This window comes from Paracoccus denitrificans (assembly GCF_900100045.1).
GTDB classification, from domain to species: domain Bacteria; phylum Pseudomonadota; class Alphaproteobacteria; order Rhodobacterales; family Rhodobacteraceae; genus Paracoccus; species Paracoccus denitrificans.
The window spans coordinates 88,893-102,610 of the sequence record NZ_FNEA01000007.1 but is presented as its reverse complement, the minus strand read 5'-3'; the positions used below and the strand labels follow the sequence as shown (position 1 = coordinate 102,610).

Genomic DNA, 13,718 nt, shown 5'->3' with positions numbered 1-13,718 from the left:
ATGAAGCTTCTTCGTTCCACAAATACTCATGCAACGGCGCCACAATCGGCACGCTGCGCCTTCACGAATCCGCCAGAACCCGTGGCGACCTTGCCCCGCGCGCCCCGCAGTCGTAGAAGCGTCGCGACCCGCGAAAGAGGTGCCGCATGACCCGCCCGAAACCCGTCGTCCTTTGCATCCTCGATGGCTGGGGCATTTCCTCGCGCCCCGAGCAGAGCGCGCCCGACCAGGCCAGGACGCCGAATTTCGACCGCCTGATGCGCGGCTGCCCGCATGGAACGCTGGTGACCTTCGGCCCGGATGTCGGATTGCCCAAGGGCCAGATGGGCAATTCCGAGGTCGGCCACACCAATATCGGCGCCGGCCGCGTCGTGGCCATGGACCTGGGCCAGATCGACCTGGCCATCGAGGACGGCAGCTTTTACGAGAACGCCGCACTGGGCGAGTTCATCCGCAAGCTCAAGGCCAGCGGCGGCACGGCGCATCTGATGGGCGTCGTCTCGGACGGGGGCGTGCATGGCCATATCCAGCATGTCATCGCCGCCGCGCGTGCGGTGACCGACAAAGGCGTGCCGGTGGTGATCCATGTCGTCACCGACGGTCGCGACGTGCCGCCGCAATCGGCGATGGGCTTCGTCACCGAACTTCTGGGCGAATTGCCCGAGGCCGCGCGTATCGGCACCGTCGTCGGCCGCTATTACGCCATGGACCGCGACAACCGCTGGGAGCGCGTCGCCCGCGCCTATGCCGCCATGGTTCGCGCCGAAGGGCTGCCCGCCCCGGATGCGGCGCAGGCGGTGGCCGACGCCTATGCCCGCGGCGAGACCGACGAGTTCATCCAGCCCACCGTGGTCGAGGGCTATGCCGGCGCGAAGGATGGCGACGGCTTCTTCTGCCTCAATTTCCGCGCCGACCGCGCGCGCGAGATCCTGGCCGCCATCGGCCAGCCGGATTTCTCTGCCTTCGACACCGGCAGGCGGCCGGAATGGGCGGCGCTTCTGGGCATGGTCGATTACTCGACCAGCCATGACGAATACATGCAGGCCGCCTATCCCAAGCGGCAGGTGGTCAACACGCTGGGCGCCTGGGTCGCCGCCAGGGGCCTGCGCCAGTTCCGCCTGGCCGAGACCGAGAAATACCCGCATGTCACCTTCTTCCTGAACGGCGGCAAGGAGACCCCGGAAGAGGGCGAGGATCGCTTCATGCCGGCCAGCCCCAAGGTCGCAACCTATGACTTGGCGCCGGAGATGGCCGCGCCCGAGGTCAGCGCAAAACTGGTCGAGGCCATCGAGGCGGGCTACGACCTGATCGTGGTGAACTATGCCAACCCCGACATGGTCGGGCATACCGGCAGCCTGCCCGCCGCCATCCGCGCCTGCGAGGCGGTGGACAAGGGGCTGGGCATGATGCTGGAGGCGTTGGAAAAGGCCGGCGGCGCCGCGGTGGTCATCGCCGATCACGGCAATTGCGAAACCACCATCGACCCCGAGACCGGCGGGCCGCATACCGCCCACACCACCAACCCGGTGCCGGTGATCGTCTTCGGCGGGCCCGAGGGTGCCAAGCTGCGCAACGGCCGGCTGGCCGATGTGGCGCCGACGGTGCTGGACCTGATGGGGCTGGACCTGCCGCCCGAAATGACCGGCACCTCGCTGATCGGGCGCGCATGAAACACAGGCTGCTCCTGCCGGTGCTGGTGGCCTTTGCCATCGGCTCGATGGCCCCGGCCCAGCCGGCAGCGCCCGCGCAGGACGATTCGTCGCTGGGCCAGGCCGCGCAGGAGGCTGCCAGGGCCGCCGACATGCTGCGCGAGGCGGTGGGCCAGCTGGACGAGGCGCTGACCGAGGACGATCAGGTCGCCTCGCTGACCCGGATGATCCGTGCCTATGAACAGGGCATGGCGGCGCTGCGCGAAGGGCTGCGCCGCGCCGGCATCCGCGAGCAGGAGATCCGCGCCGAATTCGACGCCCGGCGCGAGCGGCTGGGCCGGGTGCTGGGGGTGATGACCTCGATGCAGAAATCGCCCGAGACCATGTTGCTCCTGCATCCCTCGGGACCGGAATCCTCGGCCCGGGCGGGGATGATCCTGTCCTCGGTCGCGCCGGGGCTCGATACCGAGGCGCGGGAGATGCAGCAGAAGCTGGAGGAGATCCGCACCGTGCGCGCGATCCAGCTGAGCGCGGCGAATACGCTGGCGCAGGGGCTGGACCAGGTGCAGGAGGCGCGGCGCCTGCTGGCCTCGGCGGTGACCGACCGCTCCAGCCTGCCGGTGCGTTTCGGCGAAGACCCGAAGGAGTTGACCGCGCTGGTGCAATCGGCCGACACGCTGGACGCCTTTGCCTCGGGCATCGTCGGCATGGAGCAGGATGTCGGCCCGCCCATGGCCGATTTCGAGGGCGCGCAGGGCAGCCTGGCGCTGCCGGTGCTGGGCCGCGTGCTGCGCCGCTATGACGAACCCGATGCCGCGGGGGTGCGCCGGCCGGGAATGGTGATCGCCACCTCGCCCGCCGCACTGGTCACCACGCCCTGGCCGGCGACGATCCGCTATCGCGGCCCGCTGCTCGATTACGGCAATGTGATGATCGTTGAGCCCGCGCGCGGGTATCTGATGATATTTGCCGGACTGGCGCAGGTCTTCGGCGAGACGGGCGACGTGCTGGCCCTGGGCGAGCCGGTCGGGCTGATGGGCGGGCAGGAGCCGCCTGCGCAGGAGTTCGGCGCCGAGTTCGTCGCCAATGCCGCAGCCGGAGGCGGTGCTGGACAGACCGAGACACTCTATGTTGAACTCCGCAAGGGCAAGGAAACACTGGACCCGGCAGAATGGTTCGTGATGAATCCCATTGTCGGAGAGGCCACGGACGGGACAGGCCGCAACGCAACCGGGCAGGACGGAACTGAATGAAACATTATCTTCTGGCAGGGGCGATCGGCACGCTTGCGGGCATCACCGTCGCCACCCAATTCGCCGGCCCCTTGGTCGCGCAGGAAACGGGCAAGAACGCCTCGGTCTACGAACAGCTGGACCTGTTCGGCAACGTGTTCGAGCGCGTGCGCGCCGATTACGTCGAGCAGGTGGACGACAAGAAGCTGATCGAGGCGGCGATCAACGGCATGCTGACCTCGCTTGACCCGCACAGCTCGTTCCTGTCGGCCAAGGATTACGACGACATGCAGACCCAGACCCGCGGCAGCTTCGGCGGGCTGGGGATCGAGGTCGGGCAAGAGGACGGGCTGGTCAAGGTGATCTCGCCCATCGACGACACGCCCGCCGCCGAGGCCGGCGTGAAGGCCGGCGACTACATCACCCATGTGAACGGCGAATCGCTGATGGGCCTGACGCTGGACGAAGCGGTCGAGAAGATGCGCGGCCCGGTCGGCTCGGAAATCAAGATCACCATCCTGCGCGAGGGCGAGAAGGAGCCCTTCGACCTGACCATCACCCGCGACACGATCAAGCTGACCGTGGTCAAGACCCGGATCGAGGGTCATGCCGTGGTGCTGCGGATCTCCACCTTCAACGACGAAACCATGCAGACGCTGAATACCGAGATGGCCAAGGCGATCAAGGACGCGGGCGGCATCGACAAGGTGACGGGCTTCGTGGTGGACCTGCGCAACAACCCGGGCGGGCTGTTGAACCAGGCCATCGAGGTGTCGGATGCCTTCCTCGACAAGGGCGAGATCGTCTCGACCCGCGGCCGCAAGCCCGAGGAAAGCGAACGCTGGAACGCCAAGACCGGCGATCTGGCGCAGGGCAAGCCGATGGTGGTGCTGATCAACGGCGGTTCTGCCTCGGCATCCGAGATCGTCACCGGCGCGTTGCAGGACCACCGCCGCGCCATCGTCGTCGGCACCAAGAGCTTCGGCAAGGGCTCGGTCCAGACGGTGATGCCGGTCACCTCCGACAGCGCCATCCGGCTGACCACGGCGCGCTATTACACGCCCTCGGGCCGCTCGATCCAGTCTCTGGGCATCCAGCCCGACATCATCGTCGAGCAGCCCACGCCGAAACCGCAGGAAGAGGACGAGGCCGGCAAGCCCCGGACCGAATCGAAATTCCTGAACTCCGAGGCCGATCTGCGCGGCGCGCTGAACAACGATTCGATCAGCGACGAAGAGCGCAAGCAGATCGAGGAGGAGGCCAAGCAGGTCGAGGCCACCGCCAAGCTGCGCGAAGAGGATTATCAGCTGGCCTATGCCGTGGACATCCTCAAGGGCCTGGCGGCGGTGGATTACCACGCCCAGGCGGTGCCGGAGGCCGCGAAACCCGCCAATACCGGCGAGGACGCGGCCCAGGGGGCGCAGGCGGAATGAGCGCGGATCTGCTGGGCCCCTCGGGCCTGCCTTACCGGCCTTGCGCCGGGGTGGTGCTGATCAACCCGGTGGGGCTGGTCTTTGCCGGGCAGCGCATCGACAATCCCGGCCCGGCTTGGCAGATGCCGCAAGGCGGCATCGACCGGGGCGAAAGCCCGCGCGAGGCGGCCCTGCGCGAACTGGTCGAGGAGACCGGCGTCACCCCCGACCTGGTCGATGTGCTGGCCGAGACGCCCGGCTGGGTGACCTATGACCTGCCGCCGGAACTGCTGGGCAAGGTCTGGAAGGGACGCTATGGCGGCCAGAAGCAGAAATGGTTCGCCATGCGCTTCCTGGGCGAGGATTCGGCAGTGCGGATCGCCACCGAGCACCCGGAATTCGAGCGTTGGCAATGGATGCGGGCGGCGGATCTGATCGACGGCATCGTGCCCTTCAAGCGCGATGTCTATGCCCGGGTTCTGAGCGATTTCCGCGAGATCCTGGCCTGAACGGCCGACGCCGCGCCTTGTGGCACGGGCGGAATGGGTATTTGGAAAACGGAAAGAGAGGCGGCGCGGCTATCGGGCCGCCCCCTTGTCTTAGCCGCGCAGCATGGCCAGCAGGCGGGTATCGGCATAGCCGTCGGGCGTCACGCCGCGCGAGCGCTGGAAGGCCCGGATCGCCTCGGTCGATTGGCCGCCCAGCTTGCCGTCCACCCCGCCGGTATCGAAGCCGCGCGCCATCAGCAGGCGCTGGATCTCGGCCTTTTCGTTGTTCGACAGCGTGCGGTCGCCGCGCGGCCAGTTGCCCTGGATGCCGCGGCGGCCGGCGATGGCCTCGCCCAGATAGGCGACGGCCAGGGCATAGCTGTCGGAGGCGTTGTATTTCAGGATGGCGCGGAAGTTGTCGGTGATGAGAAAGGCCGGACCCCGCGCCCCCGCCGGGGCCAGGATGGAGCCCGAGGGCACCGGCGCGCCGCTGACCGTGCGCACCCCCATCGCCGCCCATTGGCTGCCTGAATGCTGCACCGACTTGCCGGACCGGTTGAAGTCGAAGCCCGGCGGCAGGATCACCTCGGCTCCCCAGGGCTGGCCGGGGCGCCAGCCGTTCTGGCGCAGGTAGCTGGCGGTCGAGGCCAGTGCATCGGTCGGATCGTTCGACCAGATGTCGCGACGGCCGTCGCCGTTGAAGTCCACGGCATGGCTGAGGAAGGACGACGGCATGAATTGCGTATGCCCCATGGCCCCGGCCCAACTGCCGACCATATGGGCGCTGTCCACATCGCCGGACTGGATGATGCGCAGCGCCGCCACCAGCTCGCCGGCAAAGAATTCGCCGCGGCGACCGTCATAGGCCAGCGTCGCCAGCGCCGGCACGATCCGGGTGTTGCCGCGATTGGCGCCAAAATTCGATTCCATGCCCCAGACCGCCAGCACGATCTCGCGCGGGACGCCGTAGCGCGCCTCGATGGCCGAGAGCGTGCCGGCATATTGCGCGGCCTTGGCACGGCCGGTTGCCCCGCGCGTGCCGATGGCACCGTCGAGATATTCCCAGATCGGCTTGGTGAATTCGCTTTGCTTGCGGTCCAGCGCGACGATGCTGGGCTGGTAGTGCGCCCCGGCCATGGCGCTGTCGAACGTGCCGGGCGAGACACCGGCCGCCAGCGCGCGCGGGCGGAAGCTTTGCACCCAGTTCTGGAAGCCCGCCTCGGAGCCCTGCCCGCCCGCCGTGGGCAATCCGCCGAAATTGCCGCCGCCGACGGTGCCCGGCGTGTGGTTCAGCGACACGCCGCAGCCTGCCAGGGCGATGGTCAGCACGGCCGAGGTCGCGATGCGGGAAATGCGTCTGGTCATTCTGCCTGTCCGTTCCGTTGCTCGTTTTGGGCTTTTGTTCTGGTTGCAGCCAGTCTAGCCCAGCATGGCGCGGCTGGATAGGGGCGGATCAGCCGTCCTCATCACCGTAAAGCGGCTCCATCTGGGCAACGATCACCGCGTTCTCCTCCAGCGCGCGGTCCATCAGGGCGCGCTCTTCCTCGGGGATCTCGTGGCCCTCGGCCAGCCGCTCGTCGATGCTGCCATGGCCGGTGACCTCGATGGGCGCAAGGCCGGCCTGCTTCAGGATGGCGACGGTTTCGCGCACCGCCTCTTCCTCGTCCTTGCCCGAGGCATAGCAGACCAGCGCCGCGCCGGTAGCGCCCTGGGGCAGGCCGTCATCGGCCGCGCGGCCGACTTCGACCAGAAGCGTATAGACCTGTTGCATGGCTTTCCCTTCGCCGCGATTTGGCGTCATATCGCCCGAAACGGACGGAGGTGACAATGAGCAAGAGCTTGCGCCGCGTGCAATCGGCGCTGGAGGCCGCGGGCCTCGCCGCACTGATCCGCGAGACCGACGACAGCGCGCGCACCGCCGAGGGCGCAGCGGCGGCGGTCGGCTGCGCGGTCGACCAGATCGCCAAGTCGATCATCTTTCGCGGCGAGGAATCCGGCCATGTCGTGCTGTTCCTGACCGCGGGCGGCAATCGCGTCGATCCGGCCAAGGCGACCGGGGTGGCGGGGCAGCGGCTGGGCAAGGCCGATGCGGACCTGATCCGGGCCGAGACCGGCTTTGCCATCGGTGGCGTCGCGCCGGTCGGGCATCTGCGCCCGATCGAGGCCTGGCTGGACCCACGCCTGCTGGAATTCGACACGGTCTGGGCGGCGGCAGGCACCCCGCGCCATGTCTTTGCCATCGCGCCCAGCGATCTGATTCGCATTACCGGCGCCCGCCAGGCGGATTTCACCGCCTGAACCGCCGGGCGGCAAAAGGGGCGGGAAAACCCGCCCCGGCTTCGCTATCCTGCCACTGCCCGGTAAAGCCAGATCAGCACCACCGCGCCGATCAGCCCGGCCACGCCCTGCGCCAGCCAACTGCCCGCCTGCGCATTCAGCCCGACGAGGCCCAGAAGCGCATTGCCGACCACCGCACCGACGATGCCGAGGATGACGTTGAGGAAAATCCCCGTATCGGCCTTCATGATGCTGCTGGCGATCCAGCCCGCCAACCCGCCGACGACGATCGCGGCCAGCCAACCCAAACCCTGCATGTGAACCCTCCGATTGCAAGACGACATGCGGGGTGAACGCGCAAACGCGCCTTCGGTTCACGGCCGCATCACGCCCAGCTGCGCTGATGCGGCCATGCAACGGTTCAGTCGCGCAAAAGCTCGTTGATCGAGGTCTTGGAACGGGTCTGCGCATCGACGCGCTTGACGATCACCGCACAATACAGGTTCACACCGTTCTTCGAGGGCATCGAGCCGGCGACGACCACCGAACCCGCCGGAACCTCGCCATACATGACCTCGCCGGTCTCGCGGTCCACGATCTTGGTCGATTTGCCGATGAAGACGCCCATGCCCAGGACCGAGCCCTCGCGCACGATGCAGCCCTCGACCACCTCGGAACGGGCGCCGATGAAGCAATTGTCCTCGATGATGGTCGGGCCGGCCTGCATCGGCTCCAGCACGCCGCCGATGCCGACGCCGCCCGACAGGTGCACGTTCTTGCCGATCTGCGCGCAAGAGCCGACGGTGGCCCAGGTATCGACCATGGTGCCCTCGTCGACATAGGCGCCCAGGTTCACGAAGCTGGGCATCAGCACCACGCCCTTGGCGATATAGGCCGAGCGGCGCACGACGCAGTTCGGCACGGCACGAAAGCCGGCGGCCTGCCATTGCGCCTCGCCCCAATGGGCGAACTTGCTGTCCACCTTGTCCCACCAGGTGCCGCCTTGCGGCCCGCCCATGTGGACCTCCATGTCCTTGAGGCGAAAGCCCAGCAGCACGGCCTTTTTCGCCCATTGGTTCACATGCCAGTCGCTGCCGCGCTTTTCGGCGACGCGCAGCACACCCTTGTCCAGCGCCTCCAGCGTGGCCTCGACGGCATCGCGCACCTCGCCCCTGGTGGCGGGGGTGATCTGGTCGCGGATCTCCCAGGCGGATTCGATGGCGGCTTCAAGGGCGTCATTCGACATGGTCTGGCCTCTCTCGGGTGGAAACTCTTGCCCAAGGGCTATAAGCCGAGGGGTGCGGCCGCGCAATGCGGCGGTTTCTGCCAGAGGATCGGATGACGGAACTTGACGAGCGCAGCCACCCGTTTCGCGACAGCCATCAGGACGTGGAGGCGGCGCGGACCATCCCCGACACGGCCCAGACGCGCGCGCCGGCCTATCGGCTGGCCTTTACCGATTCCGAATTCCTGCTGCGCGAGGAACTGCGCCCGGTGCGGTTGCAGCTCGAACTGCTGAAGCCGCAGATGATCATGGATGCGCGCGGCATCCGCTCGACCGTGGTGATGTTCGGCGGCGCCCGCATCCCCTCGCCCGACCGGCGCGAGGGCGCGCGCACGCCGGCGCTGGCCGCCCTGTCGCATTACTATGACGAGGCCCGGCGCTTTGCCCGGCTGATGACCGAACGCAGCCTGAAAAGCTATGGCGCCGAGGATGTGATCTGCACCGGCGGCGGTCCGGGGGTGATGGAGGCCGGCAACCTGGGCGCGCACGAAGCCGGGGGCGCCTCGATCGGCCTGTCCATCGTGCTGCCGCATGAACAGACGCCGAATGCCTATGTGACGCCGGACCTGTGCTTCAATTTCCACTATTTCGCCATTCGCAAGATGCATTTCCTGATGCGGGCCAAGGCGGTTACGGTCTTTCCGGGCGGCTTCGGCACCATGGACGAGATGTTCGAGGCGCTGACCCTGATCCAGACCGGCCGCATGAGGCGCATCCCCTTCATCCTGTTCGGGCCGGAATTCTGGCACAAGGTCATCAACTGGGAGGCGCTGGCCGAGGCCGGCACGATCAGCCCCGAAGATCTGGAGCTGATCAGCTTCGTCGAAAGCGCCGACGAGGCGGTCGAGATCATCGACAATTGGGTCGTACCCTGCCCCTGAGCGGGGCGGGCGCGGTTCTGGTGAGCGGGGCGAGGCGGCTCTGGACGAAGCTCCGGCCCCAGCCATTCCCCGCTCTGCCCATGCGCGGCGGTGTTTTGCGGATGCTTTTTCCGGCCATCGCCTTTTCGGAACCCCGGCCACGGCCGGGCAGGCTGGCCAAGGGCGTTCCATCGGCCCCGGCAACCCTGTCATCGGCGCCGAGCACATATTTGACCGGGTCATTTCGGCCACCAGGCGATGAAATCGCCCGCGACGATATTCGAGGGCTGGTCACCGCCCTGCCGATCCGTTGCCGCCATGGCCTGCTGCGCCTGGGCGGCGCCGTGGCGATAGGTTGCATATGACAGTTCGGGCCGCATCTCGGGTTCGGGCTGGTCCTCGACCGCTTGAATCACGATGGTTCCCAGCTTCAGCGCGCGCTGGAACGCTTCGTCCTCGCCATAGATCGCGGTAAGGAACCTGATCACCCGGGCGCGAAACACGGCGCGATCCTGCGGACCATCGGGGTTGCTGGCCGTTCCCGGCATGCCCTCCCGCTCCGGCGTTGGGGGAGATTCTGCCCGCCGCGAATGGTCGACGCCCTCGCGGCCAAGCTGCATGTCCTTGTCGACCGCGTCTGCCTGCCCGACCGGAGGCACCTCGGGCCGGGCGCGGGCAAGGGTGGGACCGACGACCTCGACCTCTTGTGCCGCATAGGTGGCCGCGGGGCCGGTCCGGCTATGGATATGGTGAACGACTGGAATCATGGCGCACCCGGCGACTCGCGATCTGGATGCGCCCATCATAGCGGATGCCGGGCGGATTTCACCGCTCCCGCGCCGGATTTTTCCTTAAAATTTTAATAAATTTAATGGCTTGTCATTCCCGATGATAGGGGTTGCCGGCCAGGATGGTGGTGGCGCGATAGATCTGTTCGGCCAGCATGACCCGGACCAGCATATGCGGCCAGACCATGCGGCCGAAGCTGATCGCCAGATCGGCCCCGTCGCGCAGGCCGGGGTCGATGCCGTCCGCGCCGCCGATCACGAAGGCGACATCCCGCGCCTGATCGCGCCAGCCGGCGATCCGGGCCGCGAATTCGGGTGAGCTGAGCATCTGGCCGCGCTCGTCCAGCACCACCAGCGCGGCGCCCTGGGGAATGGCCCTGGCCAGCAGCGCCGCCTCGGCCACCATGCCGCCGCCACGCTTGTCCTCGACCTCGGCCAGCGTCACGGGCGGCAGGCCCAAGGCGCGGCCCGCCTTGGCGTGGCGGTCCAGATAATCGGCGATCAGCTTCGCCTCGGGGCCCTGCCGCAGCCGCCCGACCGCGGCAATGACCATGCGCATGGATCAGTTGCGGGGCGAGCCGGGCTGGTCGGCCGCATGTTCGGCGCGCAGCCGGTCAAGCGCGGCAGAACGCAGCGCGTCGGCGGGCATCCACATCTTTTCCAGCTGATAGAACTCGCGGACCTCGGGGCGGAAGACATGGACGATCACGTCGTCGGTGTCGATCAGCACCCAATCGCCGGTTTCCTTGCCCTCGATCCGGGCCGAGCGGCCGGTCTGCTCCTTCAGGCGCTCGACCAGCTTTTCGGCGATCGAGGCCACCTGGCGCGCGTTCCGGCCCGAGGCGATCACCATGTGATCGGCCATGGCCGAGCGGCCGCGCAGGTCGATGGTCACGACATCTTCGGCCTTGTCGTCGTCAAGAGAGGCAAGAATGCGGTCCAGTAGCTGATCGCTCGTCAGCCCGGATTCCGCGGTGGTCGCAGCCGGCGCAGAGGCCGGCGAGACGGTATTGGACAGGGTTCATCCTCCGGTCATCACGCCGATCTCCCCCGGCGCAGGGGCCTTATCAATGTAGCACGGAATCGCGCCCGCTCAATGCAGGCGCAGCGGATTTCTGGCCGCACCCCCCGCCGGACAGGCGGAAACCGGCAGATTTCCCCAGGGATCGGCGCATCTGACCTGCCCCTCGGCCCAGGCCAGATGCCGGCTTTCGACGCCCGCCATCTGCCGCGCCTGCTTGAGCGGCGTGTCGGCCACATGCACCGCCAGCGCGAAAACGGCCACGCAGATCAGCGGGATGGCCCGCAGGATGATGCGAATCAGCATGATCGGTCCCTTTCCTGTCCCTTGCACAGAAAATAGGGACCATTTCTCAACTTGGAATTAACAGAGCCGTGTGACGATATTGAATATGACGTGAAATCGACCTATTACTGCTGGCATGCGAGGATTCGTCTATTTCGACATTCATGACCGCGCCCGCCTGCCCGGCCGGTTCTACGGCGAAAGCCTGTCCGTCACCGCCCGACTTTGACGGGAGCGGGCGCCTGCGCGCGCCCTGCCGCATGTTGCGGCGCCCCCTCCGCCCTTTCCCAGCTAGTCTTCCAGAAAAGAGACAGCCATGACCGGCAACACGAACGCGGGCGCGCCCCGCACCCTCTACGACAAGATCTTCGACGCCCATGTGGTCGAGCGTTCCGACGACGGCACCTGCATCCTCTATATCGACCGTCACCTGGTGCATGAGGTGACTTCGCCCCAGGCATTCGAGGGGCTGCGCATGGCCGGGCGCAAGGTGCGCCGTCCCGACCAGACCATCGCGGTGCCGGACCACAACGTGCCGACCACGCCCGACCGCGTGAACGGCATCGAGAACCCCGAGGGCCGCATCCAGGTCGCCGAACTGGACAAGAACGCCCGTGAATTCGGGCTGAACTACTATCCGATGTCGGACATCCGCCAAGGCATAGTGCATATCGTCGGCCCCGAACAGGGCTGGACCCTGCCCGGCATGACCGTGGTTTGCGGCGACAGCCATACCGCGACGCATGGCGCCTTCGGCGCATTGGCGCACGGCATCGGCACCTCGGAAGTGGAACACGTCCTGGCCACCCAGACGCTGATCCAGAAGAAGTCCAGGAACATGAAGGTCGAGATCACCGGCAAGCTGCGCCCGGGCGTGACCGCCAAGGACATCACCCTGTCGGTGATCGGCGCGACCGGCACCGCCGGCGGCACCGGCTATGTCATCGAATATTGCGGCGAGGCGATCCGCGACCTGTCGATGGAAGGCCGCATGACCGTCTGCAACATGGCGATCGAGGGCGGCGCCCGCGCCGGCCTGATCGCCCCCGACGAAAAGACCTTCGAATACGTCAAGGGCCGCCCCCACGCCCCGAAGGGCGCCGCATGGGAGGCCGCGCAGGCCTGGTGGAAGACGCTGTTCAGCGACGAGGGCGCGCATTGGGACAAGGTCGTCACCATCCGCGGCGAGGACATCGCCCCGGTGGTGACCTGGGGCACCTCGCCCGAGGACGTGCTGCCGATCACCGGCAAGGTTCCCGCCCCCGAGGATTTCGAGGGCGGCAAGGTCGAGGCCGCGCGCCGCAGCCTGGACTACATGGGGCTGAAGCCCGGCACGCCGCTGAACGAGATCAGGATCGACGCGGTCTTCATCGGGTCCTGCACCAACGGCCGGATCGAGGACCTGCGCGCCGCTGCCGGGATCCTCAAGGGCCACAAGCTGGCGCCGGGCGTGCGCGGCATGGTCGTGCCCGGCTCGGGCCTCGTGCGCATGCAGGCCGAGGAAGAGGGTCTGGACAATATCTTCATCGACGCGGGCTTCGAATGGCGCCTGGCCGGCTGCTCGATGTGCCTGGGCATGAACCCCGACCAGCTGGCACCGGGCGAACGCTGCGCCGCGACCTCGAACCGCAATTTCGAGGGGCGGATGGGCCGTGGCGGCCGCACGCATCTGATGTCGCCGGTGATGGCGGCGGCTGCGGGCATCAAGGGCCACCTGACCGACGTGCGCGAGTTGCTGGCGGAAACCGTCTGATGCTTGGGGCGGGGTCCTCAGCGGCCCCGCCGCCGCAGCAGCAGCAAGGCGTTGATCGCGATCAGCAGCAGCCCGGCATTCTCGAACCAGAAGTTGTACTTGATGTTCGCGAATTCGGCGTTGATGAGCCTGTCCACATGATGAAAACTCACCGCGCGCACCAGCACGAAACCGCAAAGCACGACCAGCCCCAGCAGGGCAAGGCCGTTGCGGCGCCTGTGCCCGCGCAGGGCCTTCGTCGTCCAGGACAGCGCGATCACCATGCCCAGCACCATCCCGGCGATGAAGGCCAGTTGCACCAGCTGACGCTTGTCATACCAGCCTTGCGCCCGGGCCATGCAGCGCCCGGTGACGATCAGCGCGGTTTGCAGGTCCAGTTGCTTGTTCAGCGCCAGAAAGGCCATCAGCCCGGCGATCGCCAGCCACAGCCCGCGCGCCGCGCCGGCCGGACGGCAGTGCAGCACCTTTACCGCCAGGAACAGGCAGACAAGATACGAGAGCACCGTCAGCCAGCCGGTGATCTCGGGGTCGCCGATCTGCGGCGTCCAGTCGCGCGCGATGCAGGCGCGCAGGGCGGCGAAGCTCGAAAACCCGAAAAGCATCAGCAAGACCCGCATGGCCATGGCGCAAGGCGCCGCTGGGGTCTCGGTTAACGGGCGCAAGCGCCC

At 67.4% G+C, this 13,718-nt stretch carries 16 protein-coding genes; 7 read left to right on the top strand and 9 right to left on the bottom strand.

All coding sequences use genetic code 11. The features are described from left to right. The first annotated feature begins 146 nt into the window (after positions 1 to 146). From gpmI to BLT64_RS07750, 4 genes are read left to right on the top strand one after another with little or no spacing between them, the layout of a single operon-like run. Entirely contained in the window at positions 147 to 1,670 is a 1,524-nt protein-coding gene (gpmI, locus tag BLT64_RS07765) for a 2,3-bisphosphoglycerate-independent phosphoglycerate mutase (RefSeq protein ID WP_011748786.1), read from the top strand. Next, positions 1,667 to 2,902: a murein hydrolase activator EnvC family protein gene (locus BLT64_RS07760; protein WP_011748787.1), complete on the top strand. Its 1,236-nt coding sequence runs from the start codon at positions 1,667 to 1,669 to the stop codon at positions 2,900 to 2,902. The genes gpmI and BLT64_RS07760 overlap by 4 nt, the downstream gene beginning before the upstream one ends. Beyond that, positions 2,899 to 4,314 (top strand): S41 family peptidase, encoded by a 1,416-nt coding sequence (locus BLT64_RS07755; protein ID WP_011748788.1) that lies wholly within the window; start codon positions 2,899 to 2,901, stop codon positions 4,312 to 4,314. Before BLT64_RS07760 ends, BLT64_RS07755 begins: the two co-directional genes overlap by 4 nt. Beyond that, the gene (locus BLT64_RS07750; protein ID WP_011748789.1) at positions 4,311 to 4,802 is read left to right on the top strand and encodes an RNA pyrophosphohydrolase; all 492 of its coding nucleotides are present in this window, start codon (positions 4,311 to 4,313) and stop codon (positions 4,800 to 4,802) included. The genes BLT64_RS07755 and BLT64_RS07750 overlap by 4 nt, the downstream gene beginning before the upstream one ends. Positions 4,803 to 4,892: 90 nt before the next feature. Here the strand turns inward: BLT64_RS07750 and BLT64_RS07745 are convergent, their stop codons facing one another. Both BLT64_RS07745 and BLT64_RS07740 read right to left on the bottom strand, forming a co-directional pair. Further along, complete coding sequence (locus BLT64_RS07745; protein ID WP_011748790.1) at positions 4,893 to 6,146, bottom strand: lytic murein transglycosylase; 1,254 nt, start codon at positions 6,144 to 6,146, stop codon at positions 4,893 to 4,895. A gap of 88 nt (positions 6,147 to 6,234) precedes the next feature. Further along, positions 6,235 to 6,552, bottom strand: coding sequence for a DUF8846 family protein (locus tag BLT64_RS07740; RefSeq protein ID WP_011748791.1), 318 nt, complete (start codon positions 6,550 to 6,552; stop codon positions 6,235 to 6,237). A 56-nt stretch (positions 6,553 to 6,608) separates the two neighbouring features. Between BLT64_RS07740 and BLT64_RS07735 the strand changes: the two genes are divergently transcribed. Continuing rightward, a complete protein-coding gene (locus BLT64_RS07735) occupies positions 6,609 to 7,079 on the top strand; it encodes a YbaK/EbsC family protein (protein WP_011748792.1) in 471 nt (156 codons plus the stop codon). 44 nt (positions 7,080 to 7,123) lie between these two features. Here the strand turns inward: BLT64_RS07735 and BLT64_RS07730 are convergent, their stop codons facing one another. Together BLT64_RS07730 and dapD are read right to left on the bottom strand one after the other, a co-directional pair. Next, the gene (locus tag BLT64_RS07730; protein WP_011748793.1) at positions 7,124 to 7,375 is read right to left on the bottom strand and encodes a GlsB/YeaQ/YmgE family stress response membrane protein; all 252 of its coding nucleotides are present in this window, start codon (positions 7,373 to 7,375) and stop codon (positions 7,124 to 7,126) included. Positions 7,376 to 7,479: 104 nt separating this feature from the next. Then, the gene (gene dapD / locus BLT64_RS07725; protein ID WP_011748794.1) at positions 7,480 to 8,304 is read right to left on the bottom strand and encodes a 2,3,4,5-tetrahydropyridine-2,6-dicarboxylate N-succinyltransferase; all 825 of its coding nucleotides are present in this window, start codon (positions 8,302 to 8,304) and stop codon (positions 7,480 to 7,482) included. Positions 8,305 to 8,396: 92 nt separating this feature from the next. On the opposite strand from dapD, the gene BLT64_RS07720 reads away from it, so the two are divergent. Further along, positions 8,397 to 9,224, top strand: coding sequence for an LOG family protein (locus BLT64_RS07720; protein ID WP_041529973.1), 828 nt, complete (start codon positions 8,397 to 8,399; stop codon positions 9,222 to 9,224). Between the two features lie 218 nt (positions 9,225 to 9,442). On the opposite strand, the gene BLT64_RS07715 is transcribed toward BLT64_RS07720, so the two are convergent. The 4 genes from BLT64_RS07715 to BLT64_RS07700 all read right to left on the bottom strand — a co-directional run bounded on the left by BLT64_RS07715 (position 9,443) and on the right by BLT64_RS07700 (position 11,318). Beyond that, positions 9,443 to 9,970, bottom strand: coding sequence for a hypothetical protein (locus BLT64_RS07715; RefSeq protein WP_011748796.1), 528 nt, complete (start codon positions 9,968 to 9,970; stop codon positions 9,443 to 9,445). 112 nt (positions 9,971 to 10,082) lie between these two features. Further along, positions 10,083 to 10,550 carry a 23S rRNA (pseudouridine(1915)-N(3))-methyltransferase RlmH gene (gene rlmH / locus BLT64_RS07710; protein WP_011748797.1) on the bottom strand — a complete coding sequence of 156 codons (468 nt, stop codon included), beginning with the start codon at positions 10,548 to 10,550 and terminating at the stop codon, positions 10,083 to 10,085. 3 nt (positions 10,551 to 10,553) lie between these two features. Continuing rightward, a complete protein-coding gene (gene rsfS, locus BLT64_RS07705; RefSeq protein ID WP_086000147.1) occupies positions 10,554 to 10,952 on the bottom strand; it encodes a ribosome silencing factor in 399 nt (132 codons plus the stop codon). Positions 10,953 to 11,084: 132 nt separating this feature from the next. Continuing rightward, a complete protein-coding gene (locus BLT64_RS07700) occupies positions 11,085 to 11,318 on the bottom strand; it encodes a hypothetical protein (protein ID WP_011748799.1) in 234 nt (77 codons plus the stop codon). A 295-nt stretch (positions 11,319 to 11,613) separates the two neighbouring features. On the opposite strand from BLT64_RS07700, the gene leuC reads away from it, so the two are divergent. Then, the gene (leuC, locus tag BLT64_RS07695) at positions 11,614 to 13,050 is read left to right on the top strand and encodes a 3-isopropylmalate dehydratase large subunit (protein WP_011748800.1); all 1,437 of its coding nucleotides are present in this window, start codon (positions 11,614 to 11,616) and stop codon (positions 13,048 to 13,050) included. Positions 13,051 to 13,067: 17 nt separating this feature from the next. Here leuC and BLT64_RS07690 read toward each other — a convergent pair whose 3' ends face one another. Beyond that, positions 13,068 to 13,673 (bottom strand): hypothetical protein, encoded by a 606-nt coding sequence (locus BLT64_RS07690; protein ID WP_232290471.1) that lies wholly within the window; start codon positions 13,671 to 13,673, stop codon positions 13,068 to 13,070. Between the last annotated feature and the right edge of the window lie 45 nt (positions 13,674 to 13,718).